Annotated in this window: 14 protein-coding genes; 8 read left to right on the forward strand and 6 right to left on the reverse strand. The window is 54.8% G+C overall.

Going from position 1 to position 20,882, the window contains the following annotated elements; genetic code table 11:
• Positions 1–7: 7 nt before the first annotated feature.
• Positions 8–2,419 (reverse strand): xanthine dehydrogenase family protein molybdopterin-binding subunit, encoded by a 2,412-nt coding sequence (locus tag EA462_RS14360; protein ID WP_124179263.1) that lies wholly within the window; start codon positions 2,417–2,419, stop codon positions 8–10.
• Between the two features lie 312 nt (positions 2,420–2,731).
• Between EA462_RS14360 and EA462_RS14365 the strand changes: the two genes are divergently transcribed.
• The 3 genes from EA462_RS14365 (at position 2,732) to EA462_RS14375 (ending at position 5,873) form a co-directional block, all read left to right on the forward strand.
• Positions 2,732–3,943 carry an ABC transporter substrate-binding protein gene (locus EA462_RS14365; protein WP_165872098.1) on the forward strand — a complete coding sequence of 404 codons (1,212 nt, stop codon included), beginning with the start codon at positions 2,732–2,734 and terminating at the stop codon, positions 3,941–3,943.
• A gap of 126 nt (positions 3,944–4,069) precedes the next feature.
• A complete protein-coding gene (locus tag EA462_RS14370) occupies positions 4,070–5,035 on the forward strand; it encodes an ABC transporter permease (RefSeq protein ID WP_207891670.1) in 966 nt (321 codons plus the stop codon).
• Positions 5,028–5,873, forward strand: a complete 846-nt coding sequence (locus tag EA462_RS14375) for an ABC transporter permease (RefSeq protein ID WP_207891671.1) — start codon at positions 5,028–5,030, stop codon at positions 5,871–5,873. Before EA462_RS14370 ends, EA462_RS14375 begins: the two co-directional genes overlap by 8 nt.
• A gap of 57 nt (positions 5,874–5,930) precedes the next feature.
• On the opposite strand, the gene EA462_RS14380 is transcribed toward EA462_RS14375, so the two are convergent.
• Together EA462_RS14380 and EA462_RS14385 are read right to left on the reverse strand one after the other, a co-directional pair.
• Complete coding sequence (locus EA462_RS14380; RefSeq protein WP_124179265.1) at positions 5,931–6,746, reverse strand: IclR family transcriptional regulator; 816 nt, start codon at positions 6,744–6,746, stop codon at positions 5,931–5,933.
• Positions 6,747–7,907: 1,161 nt separating this feature from the next.
• Entirely contained in the window at positions 7,908–9,242 is a 1,335-nt protein-coding gene (locus EA462_RS14385; RefSeq protein ID WP_124179266.1) for an aminotransferase family protein, read from the reverse strand.
• Positions 9,243–9,379: 137 nt separating this feature from the next.
• Here EA462_RS14385 and pyrE point away from each other — a divergent pair, with 137 nt between their 5' ends.
• The 3 genes from pyrE to EA462_RS14400 all read left to right on the forward strand — a co-directional run bounded on the left by pyrE (position 9,380) and on the right by EA462_RS14400 (position 12,840).
• Positions 9,380–9,907, forward strand: a complete 528-nt coding sequence (gene pyrE, locus EA462_RS14390) for an orotate phosphoribosyltransferase (protein ID WP_124179267.1) — start codon at positions 9,380–9,382, stop codon at positions 9,905–9,907.
• Between the two features lie 419 nt (positions 9,908–10,326).
• Positions 10,327–11,985, forward strand: coding sequence for an aldehyde ferredoxin oxidoreductase family protein (locus tag EA462_RS14395; protein ID WP_124179268.1), 1,659 nt, complete (start codon positions 10,327–10,329; stop codon positions 11,983–11,985).
• 57 nt (positions 11,986–12,042) lie between these two features.
• Positions 12,043–12,840, forward strand: a complete 798-nt coding sequence (locus tag EA462_RS14400) for a carbon-nitrogen hydrolase family protein (RefSeq protein ID WP_243641435.1) — start codon at positions 12,043–12,045, stop codon at positions 12,838–12,840.
• Between the two features lie 236 nt (positions 12,841–13,076).
• Here the strand turns inward: EA462_RS14400 and EA462_RS14405 are convergent, their stop codons facing one another.
• On the reverse strand, positions 13,077–14,063 hold the full coding sequence (locus EA462_RS14405) for an ornithine cyclodeaminase family protein (RefSeq protein WP_124179270.1): 987 nt from the start codon (positions 14,061–14,063) through the stop codon (positions 13,077–13,079).
• A 217-nt stretch (positions 14,064–14,280) separates the two neighbouring features.
• Positions 14,281–15,432, reverse strand: coding sequence for a class II histone deacetylase (locus EA462_RS14410; protein ID WP_124179271.1), 1,152 nt, complete (start codon positions 15,430–15,432; stop codon positions 14,281–14,283).
• A 358-nt stretch (positions 15,433–15,790) separates the two neighbouring features.
• Between EA462_RS14410 and EA462_RS14415 the strand changes: the two genes are divergently transcribed.
• Together EA462_RS14415 and EA462_RS14420 are read left to right on the forward strand one after the other, a co-directional pair.
• A complete protein-coding gene (locus EA462_RS14415; protein ID WP_124179272.1) occupies positions 15,791–17,239 on the forward strand; it encodes an amidase in 1,449 nt (482 codons plus the stop codon).
• A gap of 503 nt (positions 17,240–17,742) precedes the next feature.
• Positions 17,743–18,270: a phosphopantetheine adenylyltransferase gene (locus EA462_RS14420; RefSeq protein WP_124179273.1), complete on the forward strand. Its 528-nt coding sequence runs from the start codon at positions 17,743–17,745 to the stop codon at positions 18,268–18,270.
• 352 nt (positions 18,271–18,622) lie between these two features.
• On the opposite strand, the gene EA462_RS14425 is transcribed toward EA462_RS14420, so the two are convergent.
• Positions 18,623–19,825, reverse strand: coding sequence for a Cdc6/Cdc18 family protein (locus EA462_RS14425; protein WP_124179274.1), 1,203 nt, complete (start codon positions 19,823–19,825; stop codon positions 18,623–18,625).
• Between the last annotated feature and the right edge of the window lie 1,057 nt (positions 19,826–20,882).

Below are 20,882 nucleotides of genomic sequence, written 5' to 3' on the forward strand. Positions count from 1 at the left end.
TTATCACTTAGTCGTCTTCTGCGGGTTGTGGCGGGAGTTCAGCGTCATCGTCCGTCTCCGGCGGTTCATCCTCGAGCTGCTGGCGGAGTTCGCTAACAGCCTGCTCTGGCGTCACCGGTATTTCGGTAAATCGGACGCCGGTTGCGTTGTAAATCGCGTTCGTGATCGCTGCGGCGGTCGGATTGATACAGGCTTCACCGAGTCCTTTCGCGCCGAACGGGCCGGTTGGCTCCTCGGTTTCGACGAAGAACGACTCCGTGTCCTCGTTCGACGGGAGATCCATCGTCGTCAGCATGCGATAGTCGGTGAGGAATCCACGGCTGTCAAGTTGTCCGCTGTCGGACGTGTAGGTCGTGTCCTCGATCAGTGCGTATCCTGCTCCGCGGTAGAATCCGCCGTGTTGCTGGCCGGCCGCGAGCGTCGGGTTGACGATCGTCCCGGAGTCGTTTCCGAGAACGGCACCGACCGTTTCGATGTGACCCGTCTTCATATCGACCTCGACTTCGACGAACTGTGCGGCGTAGGCCGGCGGACAGGCGATCTGTCGGTTACTTTCGACGGCGGCCATCGTTCCCCAGTTTCGCTGTTCTGCAGTTCGGGCGACCTCTCCGATCGTCATCTCCTTTTCCGGAATTCCTTCGACGTACACGCGACCGGCGTCTCCGCCGGCATCCGGCTCCAGCAAGACGGCGTCGGGGTGGACATCGAGCAGGCGTGCAGCGTTCTCGACGAGCTGCTCGCGGACGTTCTCGGCGGCCTTTTTCATCGCAGCCCCGCCGGCATAGACGCCACGAGTGGCGTGGGTTGCGACGTCGTAGGCGGTGTTCATCGAGTCCGTCGGAGAAATGTTCACGTTCTCGAGTGGAACGCCCAGTTCCTCCGCGACGATCTTCGCTCCCGCACTCAGGGTCCCACCGCCGTGGTCCTGGAGCGCACTGACCACGTCGACGGTGCCGTCTTCGTTGATCTTGACCTGCGCACTCGAGTAATCGATCGCTTCGCCGGGAGTCGGTCCGCCCGTTCCGGAGGTGTGGAACCCACGGGCCATACCGATTCCGCGTCGGTAGCGTCCGTCTTTTTCTTCGGGCGGCGTTCGCTCGTCCCAGCCGATCAGTTCGGCACCCTCCTCGTGAAGCTCCTCGACGCCACAGCTCTTGACCACCGACTTGATCGTCGGACCCTGGCCCCAGAACGTGTCGCCTTCCCCGACGTAGTTTTTGTTGATCAACTCGAGTTGGTCGATGTCGAGTTCCTCGGCGATCATATCGATCATCGATTCGACGACGAACGTCGTCTGCGGATTTCCGAATCCCTGCATCGCACAGGCCGGAGCCTTGTTCGTGTAGACGCCCCGGCCGCTAAACTCGAGATGGTCGAACTTGTACAGCGATGCCATGAAGCCGGCCATCACGCCGAGGAACGGAAACGCCTGGATGTTGTGACAGCCTACGTCGGTAGTGACGTCCATCTCGCCGGCGATAATATCCCCGTCGTCGCTGACACCGATCTTGAGATCGACCGTCGTCGGGTATCGACAGTGATCGTACATATCTTCTTCCCGACTGCAAGAGATCTTGACCGGTTTGTCAGCAGCAAGCGCCAGTGCGACCGTAATCGGCGTCACCGAATTCGTCTGAATACTCGATCCGAACGCACCGCCGAGGGTCAGTCGCTTGACGTTGACTTTGCTCAGCGGCAGCTCGAAGATTTCACCCAGCAGGTTTCGAACGTTGTGAACGGTCTGCGTCGTCGGCCAGACCGTAATACCACCGTTCGCCTCCGGACGACATACCGTCGTTTTGTTCTCGAGTTGAGCGTGATAGGTCCGTCCCGTCTCGAAGCTCTCTTCGAAGACGTGATCCGCCTCGGAAAAGCCCTGTGAGACGTTACCGACGCTAATGTCTCGTTCGACAGCGATGTTGTCCTCGATCGATTCCGTCTCGCCGTCGCGAACGATCGTCTCGTGTAACGCCGGGGCGTCGTCACTCGTTGCGAACTCGGGGTCGAGAACGGGATCGAGTTCGTTGTAGGTAACGTCGATCGCCTGTAGTGCCTTCTCGGCTTTCTGCTCGGTTTCGGCCGCGACTGCTGCGATCCCTTCACCGACACGGCGCGGTCTATCGGTGAGAACGGTATTATCCCGATAAATCGCATCGGGAACGCTGATCGTCCGTTCGTTGTACCGATCGCTGGGTACGTCCTCGAACGTGATACAGATCGCACCCATCTCCTCCGCGGCGCTCGTATCGATGTCGACGACTTCGGCGTGGGGATAGGGAGATCGAAGCACCTTCCCGTGCCACATACCGGGAAGTGTCACGTCGGGAGCATAGGTCGCTCGACCGGTGACCTTCGCTTCGCCGTCCTGACGAGGAACATCCTCACCGACCGAATGAAAGGTCTTGCTACTATTTGCCATATTTTACAGTAGATCGTTTCCTCCCTCTGTTAATAAGTGTTTTGCTAGGACGAGCGCTCGAGAGAACACCGTATCGACGGAATAGCCTATCACAGGATCGAACACCGAGACTGAGGTGAATTTGATCGCGGAGATCGTTCCTCCGAAAGCTCCCCAACGACGCACGGCCGAATAGACAATAAATTGATTGGAAACTGGAAATGTGTAGGACCGTCCATAATATAACCAGATATTCAGACGACAAGGAGTTACGATGTCGACTACACTCAACCAGAGAACAGCTTTATGTATGATAAACTCACACAGTCACATATGCCATCGGATACCAGGCAGAACAACGGTGTAGATCAGTCGCAGAACGGAATCGACGTGGGATCACGACGAGCCTTCCTGGGCCTCGGATCAGCAGCAGCCCTCGGCTCGCTTGCGGGCTGTCTCGGAGACGACGATAACGGCAACGGAAACGGCAACGGAAACGGTGGGGCCACGGACGACTCCGGTGCTGGTGACGACGAACCGGAAAAACCGGATCAAATCACTGTGCGTGCGTGGGGCGGCGTGTGGGAAGGGTCGCTCGAAGAGTCCATCGCAGAGCCCTTTACAGAAGAGACGGGAATCGACGTCCAGTTCGACAACACCGATCGAACGGTGATGCAGGGGGACATCCGAACGGCGATTCAGCAGGATCGAGAACCGCCAGTAAACGTCATGTGGACGGTCGAGCCCGCAGCCCACGAAGAGTACCGGATGGATCTGGCCGAACCGCTGGACGAAAGCATCGTTACGAATATCGACGAGATGTTCAATCACGCGATTCCGGACGTCGACGACTCGATTCCGTACCTGACGCTGTACTCCTATACGTACGCCCTCTCGTACAACGAGGATGCACTCGAAGACATAACCGGCAGCTCAGAGCCACCGGAGTCCTGGAACGACATTAAAAGCGACGAGTTCGAAAACGCGTTCGGACAGTACGACAACGCCTACGGGTTCTGGCCGGTGTTTTCGGAATTGTCTGATACGCCGCTCGACTCGGACGACCTGAGTGCGGTTTACGACGAGATCGAAGAGTTCGAACCTACGATTGGCCACATCGGTGACGACACGAGTTTGACCGAACAGATCAGAGAAGGGGAAATCGCGTGTGCTCCCCTGATCATGAACAACCTGCTCGACGCCTACGAAGATGGGGAACCGGTCGGCTGGACGTTGCCCGAAGAAGGTGCAACTCTGCGCGGAGACAGCATGTACACGCCACAAAATCAGTCCGAGTCGGAACTTTACTGGTCGCAGGTGTTCATCAACTTCGCAGCGGCAGCGGAACACCAGAGCGAGTGGACCGAATCGCTCGGCCTTCCGATGACCAACAGCAACACGGAGCCGATGGATTACATGATCGACGATCCATCTTACCCAACTGACGAGGAGGACTTCGAGACCCTGCTCACCGTGGACCTCGACGTCTACGCCGAAGAGAGTCCGGAATGGTTCGAAGAGTTTAACATCATCATGGGCGCATAGTGACGTAGTCGTAATGGAATCGAACCGGAAAGGGCACAGACGAAAAGTCAGCAGCCACCCCATTTCCGTGAACCGTTCACCGGAATCATATAACGATATCGCCACCCAGAAACGTATCCACACAGGATGACAAGTAATACCATTTCAAATCGCCTGGAACGCCTCAAATGGCGTCTCATGGACAAGACGATCGAGTTAAAACAGCGACTTCCTCAAGAGATATATCAATCGCCACCCAGCTGGTGGGGATATCTCCTCATCTTGCCCGGGATTTTGTTGGTGAGCTTTCTGTTCGTCGGGATGGGGATTCTCACGTACTACAGCTTCCTGACGTTCGACTCGATCGAGTTCATCATTTACGAATTCACGCTCGAAAACTGGCGGAGCTTCCTCACGACCGACGCGTACTACTTCATCTTTTTCCGAACTATCGGATTATCACTCTTCATTACGATTCTCGCCGTAGGGCTCGCGCTTCCATACGCGTACTTGACTATTCGCGTTCGGTCATCACTGCTTCGAAAGCTGTTGCTGATCAGCATCTTCGTTCCGTTCTTCACCGGGGTTATCGTTCGTGCATACGGCTGGCTGATTATCCTCGGTCAAAACGGACTCGTTAACAGCTTTTTCGGCATATTCGGACTCGGACCGTACCGATTGATCGGAACGGAAATCGGCGTCATCATCGGGCTGTTACAGATCATGATCCCGTTTGCCATCATCATGATCGCACCCGCGGTCCAGAACATCGACCGTGCGATGGAACTTGCCGCGAGCAATCTGGGTGCAAACCCGTTCCAGACGTTCTACCACATCGTAATACCGCTTGCGAAACCGGGTATCGCCGGCGGAACGATCGTCGTGTTCACGATTACTGCTGCGACCTACGCGGTGCCCGCACTCATCGGAGGTGGACGGGTCGACTTCATCGCGAACGTCATTTACCGATCACTGTTCGATCTCTCGAACTATCCGCTCGCGGCCACGTTCAGTGTCGCGCTCGTGATCGTCGCATCGATCTTCGTTCTGGGGATCTTCCAGACGCTAGGCTCTGGAACGCTCGGAGTCGACACGGGTGATTCCCATGAGTAAGGAGTCACAGACGAGCCTGATGAACCGGTTCTTCAGGATAACGCGCAAGCTCCCTGGGAGTCGACCGGTGATCAGTACACTCGTCGCGCTTCAGATCGTGTTCCTGATGCTCCCGACGATCGTCGTGTTCGTCGTCTCGTTCCAGCCAGGGGACATCGTTCGGTTTCCGCCTGACGGTCTCTCGCTGCAGTGGTACTACGAACTCCCTGACGAAAGTCGGTACATCTCCGCACTCTGGCGGAGCGTACTCGTCGCAACGTTCTGTATGTTGCTGTCGATTCCGATCGGAATCCTGGCGGCACTCGGACTGATCCGATACGATATTCGCTTCGAAAAGGCGTTCCAGCTGTACTTCCTGCTGCCGTTTACCGTCCCGCTCGTCGTCTCCGGTGTGATACTGTTGATCATCTTCGGAGAGATGGGCGTGATCGGCAACCTCTGGACCGTTGGACTGGCACTGACGATCATCAACATCCCGTTCATGATCTGGAGCGTGACGTCGCGCGTTAACGCGCTCGATTCGGAGCTTGAAAACGCTGCAAAGAATCTCGGGGCTGATGAGATTCAAACGTTCTTTAACGTCACGTTCCCGTCGATCATGCCGGGAGTCGTAACCGGAGCGCTCATCATGTTCGTCCTCGGCCTGAACGAGTTCATCGTCAGTCTGATCATTACGACACCGGACATCGTCACGCTCCCGGTACTGATCTACACGTCCATCCGAACGAACATCAGCCCGCTCATCGCCGCGGTGGCAAGCGTCTACGTAATCGTCGCGTTCCTCGCGGTTATCGTGGCGGACCGCCTCGTGGGCCTCGACGAGCTCCTGCAGTCCTAGATCGCCCACGGAACCGTCGTTCTTTTCGCCCGGGTTCACAGCTCGAGAACGGAAGTCCTACTTCCTGTTCGGACGATCGATTCGCCGTTCCATATTGAGGTTGAGTTCGATGATATTTGCCGTACTCATCACTTTTTCCGGAAGCTCCTCGTGATACCGATCGTTTTTCAACCGGGAAGTCGGACCGGAAACGCTCACCGATCCGAGAACGTTTCCGTGTTGATCCGTAATAGGGGCACCGACGGCACGCAGGCCCTCTATTTCCTCTTCGTCGTTGTAGGAGTATCCCCGCTCTCGAATCTCGTGTAATTCCTCGAGAAACACGTCGCGGTCAGTGATCGTATTCGATGTCTTCGACGGGAGCCCCTGTTTATCGAGAATCGTTTCGACTCGCTCCTCGGGCAGAAACGCGAGCATCGCCTTTCCGGTCGCAGTGTCGTGGTGGTAGTTCGTTTGCTGAAGCTTTTGTGTGTGATACTGGTCGCCAACGGCGAGTTCGCCGGTCTCTTTGAGCAGGTTGATCTGGTATCCCTGTTGCTCCGTCGCAAGGTGTGCCGTTTCACCGGTTTCCTGGGCGAGTTTCTGGACCTCGGATTTTCCGACCGAGAACAGCCGGTTGTGATTGCGAACGTACACCCCCAACATCAGAAACTTCAGACTGAGCTGATACGAATTCTCCGTTCGAATAATCCATTCGTTCTCGATAAGCGTGGTCAGATGGTTGTAGACAGCACTCCGTGAGAGATCGAGATGCTCCGCGATTTCGGTCGCTTTTGCGCCGTCACGTGACTTGATCACGTTGATTATCTCGAACGTGGTGTCCGCTGTCTGAAGCACTCGAGACGAATCGGACGGGTTTCGATTCGGGCTCATATGGTTTCTTGTGAACGTACCACAATAAGTGTTTACTTCTCGTGCACAGACACAGTTGAGGATATTCACAGAAAGCGACAACATAACCGAGAGGCTCGAGAAGGAAAGATTTCAGTTCCAGCAGTGCGTTACCGGTGGAGTCATAGGTAGGCCCAAATAAACATATTGTCAACATATATCCGATAAAATACGATATAGAACAGAATAATAGAGTGAGTGGAGTGGATCTATTGTGCACTATAGAGACACAACCAAGATATGTGCTAATCAGGACGTAGACACGGTGTACCGCGGGAGTTGAAAATCGAATAAGTAGGCAGTGGTCGCTTTCACGGAATCGATATCCGGCTTCACGGATCAACGGTAGATAGTCTCGCTATGTGTCAATAGAGTTAATTCATACGGACTGCTGTAAGTCATTTCCGGCGCAACCGCGACTAGTCCTGCGGTTGCTCCGGTAAACTGTTATAGCAGACCGTGTCAGTCACGTGAAAAATGTTCTGACAACAGTCGTAAATTTACAATAGTACGTTCGTAATTGATTGGTGCAATTAATCAATACGGTAATAATAGAGAAACCAGGAGAGTACAGTGGCCACCGGACGCCACTACACAGCTCATCGAACAACGGCATCGAAGTTCGGAGCGAGCGCGGTTCGGAGCGAGCGCGGTTCGGAGCGAGTGAAACGAGCGAGAACCGCGGATAAGCGAGCGGGGAGGGACGACCCGTGAGCCAGTGAAACGAGCGAAACCGCGAATCGAAAAATCAGTGCGAGCCGAGTCACAGGAGTAATTATCGGGTAACAGAAAGAAGATATCCTGGACAGCACCCATTCACCGCCCACGCATCGTTCCACCCGTATAGGGATCCTACGACCGAACCGCTCGTGGTACCACATCGAGAAATGACTGAAACGAAAGGGAGCGATACACACGACGAACTATCGAACAAATACCGATAGTAATCAGACCCATTATGTGCACCTATCGAGCACAGGTCGTTCTGGTAGTCGGTACACACGAACGAGCCGGTTACGGGGGTTCGACTAACGGTCACGGATCAAACACCCGATAGGATTGACAACGAAGAGTTCGATATCGTCAAATGAGTTCGTGATAACCCAGCAGAATAATCACCGAACTCCCTCTCCGACAGTGAAGTTAAGAGCTGAAGACGGACTCGATCGCACCATCAAGTGCGGTGTGGATCTGATCGACGTCCGCTCGAGTGAGACAAAACGGCGGTGCGACCATAATCTGTGTCTGGGGTCTCCCGGGCCAGACGAGCAGGTCTCCGTCGGTGGCTGCGTGATCAGCGACGGCTTCGACCGGATTATCGGTATTCTCGGTACGCGGATCGACGACCGGTTCCTCAGTACCCGGTTTGCTGAACGCGAGACTCCAGAGGAACCCACGCCCACGGACGTTTCCAACGACATCGTGGGCGTCTTCTAGCTCCCGAAGGCGCTCTTCGAGATACGGCGACACTGACCGGACGTTCTCGAGGAGCCCGTTCTCGTACTCCGAAATCGCCGCGAGTCCCGCAGCACAGCCGACCGGATGTCCGCCGAAGGTCTGACCGAGGGGAACGCCGTCGTCGCGGAGATACTCGCTGATTTCGGAGGAAACCATCACGCCAGCGAGAGGCGCATAGGCGCTCGTCAGCCCCTTCGCACAGGTGATCATATCGGGCTCGACGTTCTCCGTCTGGATTCCAAACCACTCACCGCACCGACCGAATCCGGTGATGACTTCGTCTGCAATCAACAAAATATCGTACGTATCACAGAGTTCCCGGAGTCGTTCGAAGTAGCCGGGAGGTGCAGTGTAGGCACCACTGGCACCTGCGATCGGCTCCATGAGAATCGCTGCGACCGAGTCAGGACCCTCGTTTCGGATCACGAACTCGACGTGGTCAGCGGCCTTTTCGGCTAACTCCTCTGGCGTATCGGCATCGAACGGAGAGCGATACGACATCGGCGGAAGGAACTGTTGAGCCCCCGTCGTTGCCGCGTTCCGTTCGATCACCGAACTCGACCAGCCGTTTCCGGTTAGACTGCTCGTTCCGTAGTTCCACCCGTGGTACGAGCGCCATCTCGTCAGAATTTTATGCGATCCCGTGTACTCCCGAGCGAAATGTACTGCGGCCTCGTTCGCCTCGGATCCTGAAACCGCAAAGTAGACCTCACCCATCGAATCGGGGGCTTTCTCGAGCATCGCCTCCGACAGCTGCTGGCGGGTGTCGTTGTACTGCGATGGCGTCACGTACGGTGCCTTGTGGAGTTGCTCGACCATCGCATCGATGATGGTCTGGTTATCGAACCCGGCGTTAACGCAAAACAGTTGCGAGACGCCGTCTAGGTATCTGTTCCCGTCCGCATCCGTGACGTACGCTCCGTCCCCATCCCTGATGTCGAGGTGTGGGTGGTCGGGGTTGAACCAGTGAGGAACCGTGTTCCGACTGGCTGCCGCCTGTTTTACATCGTCTTGCTGCATACAGAAAGCGGGCGTTCTTTCATTATAAACGTTTGGGAGAGGTCCGTCCGAAGGGACGATTGATCGGTTGTCTTACGGGAGAAACGCCGCATCTACCAACCGGAACATACTTGCCTCGAGCGTGTGTGCGGCTAGTAATGTCTGACACCGAACTCGGAACGCTCATCGAGGATTCTGGTGCGGTGATGACCGGGAAGTTCAAGTTGTCGGATGGATCACTTACGGATTATTACATAGACAAGTACGTCTTCGAAACGAAGCCGGATATTCTGTCGATCATCACGGACGAGATCGTCGATCAGATCGACGAAGATGAGATCGACGTCGTCGTCGGTCCCGCGCTCGGGGCGGTGCCGCTCGTTACTGCCGTTTCGCTCGAGGCAAGGATTCCCGCCGCGTACATCCGAATGGGCGAGAAACATCGCGGAACGCAGGCTCGAGTGGAAGGAACGATCGAGAAAGGGATGCGCGTCGCCGTTCTCGAGGACGTGACGTCGACCGGGAATACGATCCTGGAAACGGCCAAACTCGTCGAGGAGATCGGCGGCCTGGTCGAGCAATTGATTACCGTCGTCGACCGGAACGCCGGTGCCGTCGAACACATCCGAGACGAAGGGTACGAACTGGACTTCTTGACGCGTGTGGGCGAAGACTTTCAGGTGTAACGGCGTTCGAACCCGTGTGTAACGGCCTTCGAACAGGCCAACTGTATTCGACAAACCGACTATGTTCGAGCAGGACGCTTTAGATGACGAGACTACCCGATAGCACCATCACTCGTCGGAACCGTCCGCTGTAACGACTTACTGGCATACCCGTAGCACAGTCGTCGGTGTGGCGGAGCTGCTTTACGGTGGCCCTTATCGGAGGAGATCGTACTCACAAATAGAACCGATCGAACTCGGGTTATCGGGACGATCAGGACGTTCGAACGGATATAAAAAACAGGTTCCGAGAATACGATGCAAGCCACCGAACGCCGGTGAACAAGTAAAATACCGAAAGAAGAGGAGAGACAGACGGGAGTACTATTATGAGATGTTGGCGACAAAGTTTATATACATTGATAATAAAGGTTTTGCCGATGATCCACAGTAGCGGATCGCTTGTCACAATCGACGTGGGAACGGGAGAAACCGTCGAAACGACGATCGATAGCGTGCTCGAATCGTATATTGGCGGCCGCGGCGTGGCAACGAAACTCGCACACGAACGAATTTCGTTCGACGTTGGGTCGCTCGAGTCCGAAAACAGCGTGTTCTTCACGACGGGTCCGTTACAGGTTTCGAACATGAGTTTTACTGGTCGAACGAACTGTACATCGGTATCACCGTTAACCGACGGGTTGCTTTCGTCGAACGCTGGCGGGTTTCTTTCCCGACACATCGCAGCAACCGGATACAGCGCCATCGAGGTGACCGGTGTCAGCGACGAACTGGTCGTCGTCGACGTCACGGATACCGGCATCGAAATCGCACCCGTTCCCGAACTCGAGCAGGCAACCGTCCCGGAAACGACGGCGTTCCTCGAGGACGAGTTCGACCGATCCGCCGATCAGGTCGCAGTCATCGGTCCCGCAGGAGAAAACGAAGTTCGGTTCGCGTCGATCATGACGACCGAAAGTCGCGCGTTCGGTCGCGGTGGTCTCGGTGCAGTGATGGGGTCGAAGAACGTCAAGGCGGTCCTGTTCGACGGCTCCTCGAAGCCCGAGATACCGAATGCTGACGTGCACATGGACGTTCACCGAGACGCCGCCACATCAGACCACATCATGAAGCGACAGGGAACGACGTCGACGACGTCTCTGGCCAACGAACTCGAGGCGTTTCCGACCAGATACTTCCAAGAGCTATCCTTCGACGGGGCCGATCAGATCGGCGGTGACGCGATCGAAGCGAAAAAGTACAAAACCGGAACCTGTTCGGCGTGTGCATTCGCCTGCAAACTGCCCACGAAAGACGACGAAACCGACCTCGAAACGGAAGGTCCGGAGTTCGAGACAGTCATGGCATTCGGAAGCAATCCGATGATCGACGACATCGTCTCGGTGATGAAGTCGAACGACCGATGTGACAAGCTCGGTCTCGATACGATCAGCGCTGGCGACGTCATCTCTGCGTATCTCATGGCGAACGACGAGTTCGGAAACGACCAACTCGTCCACGAACTCATCGAGAAGATCGCATACCGGGTGGACGACGGAGACCTGCTGGCCGAAGGAGTCCACCGCGTAGCCGACGAACTGGGAGTCGAAGACTGGTCCGTAAAGGGCCTCGAGTTCCCGGCACACGACGGCCGGCGGTTCAACGGGCAAGCGTTGAGTTTCGCCACGTCGAATCGAGGCGCAGATCACATGTATTCCGAGTTCTATCTGCTCGAGTATCCGCTGGTCGATGAAGAACAGGCCGTCGATCCGTCCGGACTCGACGGAAAGCCGTCACTGCTCGTCGAGCGCGAAAACATCTGTGCGATACACGATAGCGGTATCATCTGTAAATTCTCGGGGCCATACGTCGACCACGAACGCCACGAGGGGATCTTCGGCCGCGATTACGAGGAGTTACTGGAAATCGGCGCAGCGATCGTCGAACTCGAGCGTCACTTCAACAATCAACGGGGGTTCGATCGGAATGACGACCGACTTCCGTACTCGATCGAGGGTCTCGACGAAGCACTGGACGAATACTACGAGAGACGTGGATGGACGGAAGACGGTATCGTTCCCGATCAGAACGTCGTCTGACAGTTGTGGTTGTATTATCAGCGATATGTTTATTGTCATCTGGTACCGTCCTACAGTATGCGGCTCACAGTCTGTGAACTACCGGATAACCGTTCGAGATTTATCGATAGTTGGCGTGGCCTCTGTGACCACGTAGAGACAGAGCGATCCGAACTCGTTCTCTTACCGGAGATGCCGTTTTCGCGGTGGCTCCCCATGAAGCAAGGAGGGAGCGAAGAAAAGTGGGGTGACGCGGTCGAAGCACACGACGACTGGATGGATCGCATGAACGAACTCGCGCCAGCTACCGTGTTAGGTTCTCGACCGACCCATTCTGAGGGACGACGGCTGAATGAGGGGTTCGTCTGGACTGAGTCGAGTGGGTCGCGTCTGGTTCACCAGAAGACGTTCTTACCCGACGATGGGCCGTGGTTCTGGGAGGGGTCGTGGTACGAGAGAGGAGAGGACGACTTCTCGCTCGTAGAGTGTGCTAGTGCGAAATGCGGATTTCTCATCTGTACCGAAATATGGGGTGCCGAACAGGCCCGCAAATACGGTCACGATGGAGCACACCTGATCGTAAATCCGCGTGTGACTGAACCACAGCGAAGAGAACAGTGGCGTGCCGGAACACAGGCGATCAGTACGATCTCTGGGAGCTTTGTCGCGTCCTCCAACCGAGTAACGATTCCAACGGAGAGTGTAGAGGAAATACCGTTTGGAGGCAATGGATGGATCGTCGATCCCGACGGAACAGTGCTTGCAGAAACATCACGGAATCAACCGTTTGTGACCGTGGAGATCGATATATCCGTGGCGGAAAAGGCGAAAAAAACGTACCCACGTCCCGCATTTGAAGGGATGGAAAGACGGTAAGAGAGGGCAACGTTGGATCATTTCGTATCATTCTCCGAGAGAAACTACCGCCGATGGATTGCTACCAGTATGACTATCAGTTATCGTATGAACCGGATGTGAACGTCAGTACCGGCGGAGGTATTTCATGATATTTAGTTCCGAAATTTGATAGATCCCTGCACTGTTTCGTGAGCGACTGTTTCACGATCTGAGGCAGTGCAAACGATCATCGAGTCGACGACGAGAAACCGGAATCAGCTATTGATCAGTTCGAATCTGGATCCGTTCTCTCGGTCGATAGCATGCTCGTAGACGACGTGAGCGGCGGCGATATCCTGGATTGCAAGGCCCGTCGAATCGAACACGGTGATTCCATCGTCATCGGTTCGACCTGATTTCTTTCCAGCGACGATCTCACCGAGTTCGCCGTAGATGTGTTCATCCGAGAAGGTTCCCTCTCGCCACGGAACGTTGATCTCGCCGGAATGCGTCGTCTGACCGTAATCATCGATGACGACCGTCGACTCGAGCAGGAGGTCTTCGGTCAATTCCTGTTTGCCCGCGGCATCCGCACCCATCGCGTTAATGTGGGTGTGTGAGCCGACAACTGAGTGTTCGACGATCGGGGAATCGACTGGAGTTACGGTCGAAAGCACGTCGCACGCTGCCGCATCCGCGATCGTTCCCTCGACAACGCTGAATCGATCCTCAAATGCATCGATGAACGCTTGAACGCGTTCGGAATTCGTGTCGGCGACGACGACGTCCTCGATCGGACGGACCGCCGCGATCGCATCCAGTTGGGTGTACGACTGGACCCCCGCACCGACGATTCCGAGACTTGTTGCGTCTTCGATCGCGAGATAATCGGTGGCAACCGCTGCGGCAGCACCGGTTCGTTTCATCGTCAGTTCGGTTCCGTCCATGATAGCAAGCGGATAGCCGGTTTCTGGATCTGAGTAAACCATCGTCCCCATAACCGTCGGCAGTCCGTGTTCTGACGGATTATCCGGATGAACGTTGACCCACTTTATCCCGGCAGCATCCCACTCACCTGCGTCGATGTACGCCGGCATCGAGCGGAAATCGCCGTTGTACCGTTCCAGGTCGACGTACGACTTCACCGGCATCTGAACGGTTCCCCGTTCGTAGGCTGCGAAGGCGTCTTCGACGGCGGAAATCACGGCCGAGGTTTCTGCGTTGGCATTCACGGCTGACTGGTCGAGCAGAACAGTCTGCATATTGGTTGGTATACATTTGTCATATATTAAAGTGCCCATTGGTGACGGCGATACGATGGATGGGGAACGCGACTCACTGTGATCGAAGACTGTGCGAACGGCTGTGATCGAAGGGACTAGTACGAACGAGTCGATTTCGTATAGAGATCGATAGTATTCCGAGAAAGACCTCACACCGAGTGAACTGAAAAGCCGAGATGAGGATCCTAAGCAGCGATCACTGGCGCTCAGTCGACGGTGTAAACGAAAGCGGCCAGTGATGGGCGTGATCCGCGCCCACGGAATGAGTTGCCGAAACGACTGAATCCAGGTCTTCGTCGAGCCACGCAAACGGGTCCTCTCGAACGTCGGTTCGAACATCGAGAACACCCTCGAGTACACCGAGAGTTGCATAGCCGAGATGGCTGAGGTGATAGCCACCCTCCTGGATCAGGGCGAGGTGACCGTCAGCACACTCCGTTGCGAGTTTTCTCACGCGTTGACCCATCGCTTCGAAGCCTGATTTCGTCACGACGTTTCGTCCGAGCGGATCCATCGTTCCGGCGTCCTGTCCCGCACTGACGAGCAGGACATCCGGATCGAACGACTCTACGATCGGAGAGACGAGCGAATTAAAGACGTACTCGTAGCCCTTATCACCAGCACCGGGTGGAAGCGGGATATTGACGTTGTATCCAACCCCGTCCCCGGTTCCGTTCTCCCGTGTGTTCCCGGTCTGTGGATGGGCGTCGGGATCCCACGACCAGTGATCGTTGTGAATACTCACGTACAGGACGTCGTCTCGGTCGTAGAAGGTTTCCTGTATACCGTTTCCGTGGTGGACGTCCCAGTCGATGATCGCGATCCGTTCGGCCTGGTCGGTCGCTCGAAGATGTTCGGCGGCGATCGCGACGTTGTTGAAAAAGCAAAAGCCATCGATCTGATCAGGCTGGGCGTGATGGCCGGACGGACGAACCAGTGCGTACGGTACTCGTTCGGAAACGTCGGTACGCATTGCGTCCGTCGCTGCCTGAATAGAGGCACCTGCAGCGTGCCGAGCGGCGGTATAACTGGCTTCGTTCGCGCCAGTTTCGGCGGTGATGCGTCCGCCACCGTTTTTACAGAACTCCTCGAACTCGCTGATGTGTGAGGCGGTGTGGACGCGAGATAACTGCTCGATCGTCGCCGGCTCGACCGACTGCCACTCGAGAAACTCCGAGAGTTCGTGATCGAGTATGTGTTTGATGTTCTGAACTCGTTCCGGACGATCCGGATGGGGTTCATCCACTGCAAGCCGGCCTGACGATGCGAGTTCGAACTCACCTGCTGGTGGATTATGCTCGAGGAACGAATCGTCCCAGTACACCGAGAGAGTTGATTGCGAAGACATGATTGTGTACCCGTTGTACAGTGTCGATAGTCACAAATCAACTTATATGTTTGGGCAACACCGCGTTTGAGCAAATTCAGTGAGCTACCCTAACATCGCGTTTGAACGGGGTCCAGTGAGGTACTCTAGCCGAGTGAATCGTCGTTCGAAAGATCGTATTGGTGATGGTCTGTGATGGTACTGCTTCTGAGACACCGCAATAGTGCTGAGATGTTCTTTCAGAGGCACTCTCGAGCATCAGTGGCACTCTCGGCCATTCCAGGGAAAGAGATTTGCCACTTCCGAATGAGTCAGCGGAAAAAGATGACCTGAACGACTGGAAGGGGATATATGTTCACCCAGAACTGAATCTTACGGGATGTTCGAGAATTACGTTCGGGATGTCGCAACTCGACTCGGAATCGATCTCGACGAGGATAACGTCACAACATATGCGAAGCAGGTGGACGAATTGACCACACAGTTCGACCGGTCAGCGGTGGATCCTTCGTCGAATCGACCAGCAGTCGACGTAGAACCGGGAACCGACGCCTACAACGCGATTCGGTATCACTGTCGCGTTACCAACGACGAAATGACGACCCGTTCCGGCGATGGAAGATCGCTTTCGGGCGTCGACGTCGTCGTCAAAGAGAACATCGCCGTCGCCGGTGTTCCGATGCACTGTGGCTCCGAGGCAGTCGATTTCGAGCCAGGGTATCACGCAACGGTGGTGAGTCGCCTGATCGACGCCGGCGTGAACGTCGTCGGCACGACAAACATGGACGAACTCGCCTACTTTACGACCGGTGAAACCTGTGCGTTCGGACCGACCGACAATCCCGTCGTCGATGGATGTGTTCCCGGTGGATCGTCGAGTGGTAGCGCTGCTGCTGTCGCAGGAGAGCTGGTCGAAGCAGCACTCGGAAGCGACACGGGTGGCAGCGTTCGAATCCCGTCGTCGTTCTGTGGAATCGTCGGTCTCAAACCAACACACAGAAGCGTCCCTCGCTTCGGCTTCGCGGATCTCTCGCCGTCGCTCGACCAGATCGGACCGATCGCTAGAACCGTCGAAACGGTCGCTCAGATGTACGACGTTCTCGCCGGCCCAGACGTTCGTGATCGTTCAACACACGCCAGTTCGCCGGCGAAAGACGCCACCGAAGGGGTCGGGGAATCCGTCGATGGACGGTGCATCGCTGTGATCGGTGAAGCGATGGACGAAGCAACGACCGGCGTTTCCGATCAGGTCGAACGAGCGGTCGAAACGCTCGAGGGAACGGGTGTCGACACGACCGATGTTTCCGTCCCAGAGTATCGAACAGCAACCGCTGCGATGCGTATGATCGCTGGAAGCGAGTTCGCGGCTCTCTGTACCTTCGAGGGACATATTCCAGGAAGCGGAACGGGTCACAGCGAATCGTGGCGGAGCGAGATCAGCACGGCGATTCAGTCGCCCGATCTTGGAGAAAACGTCCGGGAACAGATCGTTACGGCCAGTGCGCTGAACGAATACGGACTCGAACAGTACGTTACTGCTCAGGAGATAGCCGCTGAGTTCACCGAAACGATCGCGACTCTGCTGGAGGAATACGACGCACTCCTCACACCAACGACGCCCATGACAGCCCCAACGTTCGGATCGGTTACGTCACCGAAAGACTTCACACGAACCATCGCCAACACCGCACCGTTCAATCTCACTGGTCATCCGGCGCTGACGGTTCCCCATGGAACGGTCAACGGAGCACCGGTTGGCGTTCAATTCGTTGGAGCGCGTTACGATGAACGGACGCTAATGGCATTCGGTTCCGAACTCACAGCCTGACACGACGTATCCTCGTCGTACCGAACCGTTCCCCATCGTACCGAACCGTTCTACCGCAGGCAATCGGTTCTCGTCTGAGAGGTTCCCCACGTCGTAATACAGCGAGTTACCGGACTTCGTAGCCTGGAACATCGTAATTAGACCTGCACAAACCGAAATCGTGTAGCAACTGTACAGGAACTATTTGAGAAACAGCGATAGTTATCACTGGTGAATGATTTCAATTGGACCTCCATTTTATAGTTACTCCTCGAAATTTATTCTTCCGTGGTAAGGGATTAATATCCACACGTGTTTCGGGCGGGGATGATGAACTATAGTAACAAAGTAGATAGGTTAAAGGACATAACGATAGTAATACATATCCACACAACTCTCCGATTTCCAATCACCTACTCACTCTATCTTCCAGTCCTGTATCTTCCAGTCCTGTATCTTCCAGTCCTGTATCTTCCAGTCCTGGATCCGGTCCATATAGGTAGATGGGACAAAAACGGAGTATCATGAACTCGGGTAAGCGGATTGCTATTCTCGGTGGAACGTTCACACCGGTCCACGACGGCCATCGAGCACTCTTACACAAAACCTTCCAAACGGCAAGCCACGACGGAAGTGGGGACGGGCACGTGATCGTTGCACTGACCTCGACCCCTCTGGCCAGACGGACCCGAAGCGATCCAACGCATTCTGAACTGCTCGGCCCGTTCGAACAACGGTGTGACAGTCTCGAGACGGAGATTGAGCAGTTGAGCGATGCATACACCGCTTCCTTCGAGATCATCAAGCTAGAGGACACTCACGGTCCAGCGGTGAGCCGTGAAGATATAGACGTACTCGTCGTCTCCCCAGAAGGGAAAGCACAGCACCGTGCCCACAACATCAACGAACAGCGAGTGTCGAACGGACTCTCCCCAATCGAGATTCACACCGCCCCGTTCGTCATCGCAGACGACGGTGTTCGGATCAGCAGCACCCGAATACGAAACGGTGAGATCGACGCTCACGGACGGTTACTCGAAGAATCCGAATAACCTCAAAAAAGACTGTAAGTCGAATTACGGCCTCAAGAGATCAGAGTTCGAGAGTAACAAATCGGTTCGAGAGTAACAAATCGGTTCGAGCGAGGAGACCGTTTTACTAGCTACTACAGGACTATATTATCTACTATAATATTCGTGTAATTAATTCGGCGCGGTAGCGAGGAAGAAGTGTGGTGATTTCCGGCATATGATATCATAATATGTATTGTGTATAGAATATATAAGATAAGATGGGTGTGGAGGGGGATCAGCGCGTGGCAAGAAGGTGATTAGTAAACGCAATGAAATCAGTATCCGATATGCAAAAGCAACGTGTCGCGACGGGGAGCGCGAAGACACTGTGCTAGCGGCTCGACTCCTCGCACGCCGCAATAATCACATCAGGATCGTCGACGAGTCTGTTCTCCATATAGTTCCCTTTCCCTTTTCCCGCCCACTTACGCTCTTGTTCGATGATCGAGAGGAATTCTAATTCGGAGAGGATATCGCGGACTCGACGCAATTTCAGGTGTGACGAATCGTCTCGGTCGCACAGCCGTTTGTAGAGTTCGTACACCTCAGTCGTCTGTACGGTATCATCCGCTCGCTCCGGCTGTTTCGCCAGCAGTGCCATCGCCTCGAGGACGAGCTTCGCGTGGCTCGGTGATTTCGAGATCAGTTCCGCCAATCGACTGGTTTCTTCTCGCTCGTGTGCCTGATCGACACACGACTCGGTGACCGTCTCGAGATCCGTTTCTTCGGCAATTTCGCCAGCGAAGCGAAGAATATCGATCGCCTTCCGTGCGTCGCCGTGTTCTCGAGCAGCCAGCGCTGCAACTCGAGGAATAACGCCATCTTCGAGAACGCCGTCGTGGAAGGCATCGGAACGCGAGCGAAGTATTTCTTGAATCTGGGTGGCATCGTACGGTGGAAAGACGTACTCCCGCTCACAGAGACTCGATTTGATTCGTTCATCCAGCGATTCCTTGTACCGAACTTTGTTCGAGATGCCAATCGTCCCGATCGTACTCGAAGAGAGTTTTCCGGATTCAACGGCACGAGAGAGTTGCATGAGAATATCGTCCGACTCGATCTTGTCTACTTCATCGAGAATAACGAGTGCGGCATCGAACCGACGATCGATAATTCGCCAGAGACGTCGATAATATTCCGATGTACTCAACCCAGAATGGGGAATAGTGATCTCAGTTTGTTCCGTATCGTTGAGTTGGTGTGCGATGGACTGGACTGCCTGCGTTTCGGTCGAGTCCTGTAAGCAATCTACGTATGCGACGCCGATGATGACGTCGTTTTCCTGTGCCCGGTCGATTGCCTGCCTCGTGATGAATTTCGAACAAAGGGATTTACCAGTCCCCGTTTTTCCATATACGAGAACGTTGTTTGGTGTACTTCCATCGATCACCGGTTGAATAGCTCCCGCAAGGTTCGTGAGTTCTTGTTCACGCCCGATAATCCGATCGCCGTCCGGAAGGTGAGAGACCTGCAAGAGATCCTTGTTCCGGAAGATTTCATTCTCCTGTGCGAAATAATCGTGGACATCCGGCATCTCTTTGCGTGACGGTTTTCGAGAGAAGGACTTAACTCTTTTCACCTCGATGCCGCTGTAAATCGACTAAAGTGGATCTTTTGGTGGGTGAGCGCATGAATTCAAAGCCCATGGTTCCGCTGTATAGAGTATTACTCACCCCTCAGTGCCGCTGTATATTTGTCCTACACTGTTGCTGTACATCCCACACCCCTCAATGCCGCTGTAAACCACCCCTCGGTGCCGCTGTATATTCATGCTTCCTCCGGTACATTTTTGCTGTACACCTCTATCCTGTGGTGCCGCCGCTGTCCTTGATGTAGCTTTAGCTGAATTGAAGCGTTAGCCCTCTTCCTCAACGAGCGAAGCGGGTAGGATGAGATAGTTCACACAGACCCCTCAATGCCGCTGTATAGTGAAAGCGTAGAGCTACCCTCTCGTAACGCACCGAGTTGCCGCTGTATAGTCCCTGGACAGATGTGAGAGAGTTTAAGAAGGACGTTACCCACCCCAGAGTGCCGCTGTAAGAGTAGACACACACCCCGGAGTGCCGCTGTATAGTGACGAGATAGTATCCAGCTGAACTCGAGGGAAGAAGGGGGATAATCGTAGAAGACGGCCGCAGCTAATTAAAATAGATCGGAGAGAGCCAGGGTCGGTTCTATTCGAACGATCCGTGCCGTTCGATATCTATCGAATCTTCTTGTTCGATACACTTAGTGGACTATTACACGTATGTAGTATATATATTTATCTATATCGAGATTGGATTACCATGAGCGGAGGGTGAAGTAGGTCAGTGGACAATGCGAATAGCAAGTAAGTCATGTGGAGGCGTTCGCAAACAGTGGGAAGAAGACCGGAATGGACGAAAATGGAGAAAATGGAAATGAATAGCAGTTGGAAGAGACAGGCCGAAGTGAGGGAACGGACTTTTGTTACGGGTGGAACGACCAGCATGGCGGTTTCTCAGCTTTCTATACAGCGGCACTCCGGGGTGTGTGTGTTGTAACATCACTGGAAAACACCGTGAACGTGAGAGGGACACCCCTCGTTTTCAGTGAACCCTCTATCTCTT

It is taken from the genome of Natrarchaeobius halalkaliphilus, assembly GCF_003841485.1.
Classification (GTDB): Archaea; Halobacteriota; Halobacteria; order Halobacteriales; family Natrialbaceae; genus Natrarchaeobius; species Natrarchaeobius halalkaliphilus.